The sequence below is a fragment of the Lactococcus fujiensis JCM 16395 genome (assembly GCF_002441655.1).
Lineage (GTDB): Bacteria > Bacillota > Bacilli > Lactobacillales > Streptococcaceae > Lactococcus > Lactococcus fujiensis.
In genome coordinates this window covers 1-2,442 of record NZ_JXJU01000039.1, presented here as the reverse complement: position 1 = coordinate 2,442, position 2,442 = coordinate 1, and the positions used below count along the sequence as shown (strand labels likewise).

The following is a 2,442-nucleotide window of genomic DNA, read 5'->3' as shown; positions in this document are numbered from 1 at the left end:
CCTCCTTTCTAAGGAATAAAACAAGCGAGGAATTTTACTTTATTCAGTTTTGAGTGGTCTAAGACCATTACCACGTAAGGGATAGGCCTTTGTGGGGAATTAGCTCAGCTGGGAGAGCGCCTGCTTTGCACGCAGGAGGTCAGCGGTTCGATCCCGCTATTCTCCATTGGACACATTGGTGTCCAATACTTGATCATTGAAAACTAAATAACAATATCTTATAACGATAAATAAACCGAAAAGCTGTGATTTTAAGAGGAAACTTTTAAGAGAACAAAAAAACTTATACTTGAAATAAACGAAGAAGATTCATACCTTTAGAGTTTTGGCAAAGTTAATAAGGGCGCACGGTGGATGCCTTGGCATTAAGAGCCGAAGAAGGACGTGACTAACGACGATATTCGAGGGGGAGCAGTAAGTTCGCATTGATCCCTCGGTCTCCGAATGGGGAAACCCACTAGCTAATGGCTAGTATCCACAACTGAATACATAGGTTGTGAGAAGGTAACGCAGAGAACTGAAACATCTAAGTACCTGCAGGAAAAGAAAATAAGAATGATTCCGTCAGTAGCGGCGAGCGAACGCGGAAGAGGCCAAACCAAAGAGCTTGCTCTTTGGGGTTGTAGGACTGCAATGTGGAATTTGATTGATTAGACGAATCATCTGGGAAGATGAACCAAAGAAAGTAATAGTCTTGTAGTTAAAAATCAATTAATACCTAGCAGGATCCTGAGTAGGGCTAGACACGCGAAATCTAGTTTGAATCCGGGAGGACCATCTCCCAAGCCTAAATACTCCTTAATGACCGATAGTGAACCAGTACCGTGAGGGAAAGGTGAAAAGAACCCCGGGAGGGGAGTGAAATAGCACCTGAAACCGTGTGCCTACAAGAAGTTCGAGCCCGTTAATGGGTGAGAGCGTGCCTTTTGTAGAATGAACCGGCGAGTTATGATATGTTGCGAGGTTAAGCTGAAGAGGCGGAGCCGTAGGGAAACCGAGTCTGAATAGGGCGCCATAGTAACATGTTGTAGACCCGAAACCTAGTGACCTATCCATGAGCAGGGTGAAGGTGTGGTAAAACGCACTGGAGGCCCGAACCAGGACACGTTGAAAAGTGTTTGGATGACTTGTGGATAGCGGAGAAATTCCAAACGAACTGGGAGATAGCTGGTTCTCTCCGAAATAGCTTTAGGGCTAGCGTCGAAATGTAAGTATACTGGAGGTAGAGCACTGTTTGGATGAGGGGTCCGTCTTGGATTACCAATTTCAGATAAACTCCGAATGCTAGTATACATGTTCGGCAGTCAGACTGCGAGTGCTAAGATCCGTAGTCGAAAGGGAAACAGCCCAGACCAACAGCTAAGGTCCCAAAATATATGTTAAGTGGAAAAGGATGTGGAGTTGCACAGACAACTAGGATGTTAGCTCAGAAGCAGCTATCATTCAAAGAGTGCGTAATAGCTCACTAGTCGAGTGACCCTGCGCCGAAAATGTACCGGGGCTAAACATATTACCGAAGCTTTGGATTGATTTAATCAATGGTAGGAGAGCGTTGTAATCAGCGATGAAGGTGTACCGTGAGGAGCGCTGGAGCGATTACAAGTGAGAATGCCGGTATGAGTAGCGAAAGACAAGTGAGAATCTTGTCCACCGTATGACTAAGGTTTCCAGGGGAAGGCTCGTCCACCCTGGGTTAGTCGGGACCTAAGGCGAGGCCGAAAGGCGTAGTCGATGGACAACAGGTTGATATTCCTGTACAAGTATTGTCGTGATGGAGTGACGCAGTAGGCTAAGGGATGCCAGTTAATGGATTCTGGTCTAAGCAGTGAGGCGTGGGTTGTGTAAAATGCATCTCCCTTTAACGTTGAGCTGTGATGGGGAAGATTCTTCGGAATCGAAGTCCCTGATGTCACACTGCCAAGAAAAGCTTCTAACTATACTCAATACTTCCCGTACCGCAAACCGACACAGGTAGTCGAGGCGAGTAGCCTCAGGTGATCGAGAGAACTCTCGTTAAGGAACTCGGCAAAATGACCCCGTAACTTCGGGAGAAGGGGTGCTCACGCAAGTGAGCCGCAGTTAAAAGGTCCAAGCAACTGTTTATCAAAAACACAGCTCTCTGCTAAACCGCAAGGTGATGTATAGGGGGTGACGCCTGCCCGGTGCTGGAAGGTTAAGAGGAGATGTCAGGAAACGAAGCATTGAATTGAAGCCCCAGTAAACGGCGGCCGTAACTATAACGGTCCTAAGGTAGCGAAATTCCTTGTCGGGTAAGTTCCGACCCGCACGAAAGGCGTAATGATTTGGATACTGTCTCAACGAGAGACTCGGTGAAATTTTAGTACCTGTGAAGATGCAGGTTACCCGCGACAGGACGGAAAGACCCCATGGAGCTTTACTGTAGCTTGATATTGAGTACCTGTAAGTCATGTACAGGATAGG

At 46.8% G+C, this 2,442-nt stretch carries 1 tRNA gene and 1 rRNA gene; both read left to right on the top strand.

The features are described from left to right. Positions 1–93: 93 nt before the first annotated feature. Positions 94–166 (top strand) — tRNA-Ala (locus RT41_RS10070). Between the two features lie 161 nt (positions 167–327). Continuing rightward, a 23S ribosomal RNA gene (locus tag RT41_RS10065) occupies positions 328–2,442 on the top strand; the annotation flags it as partial.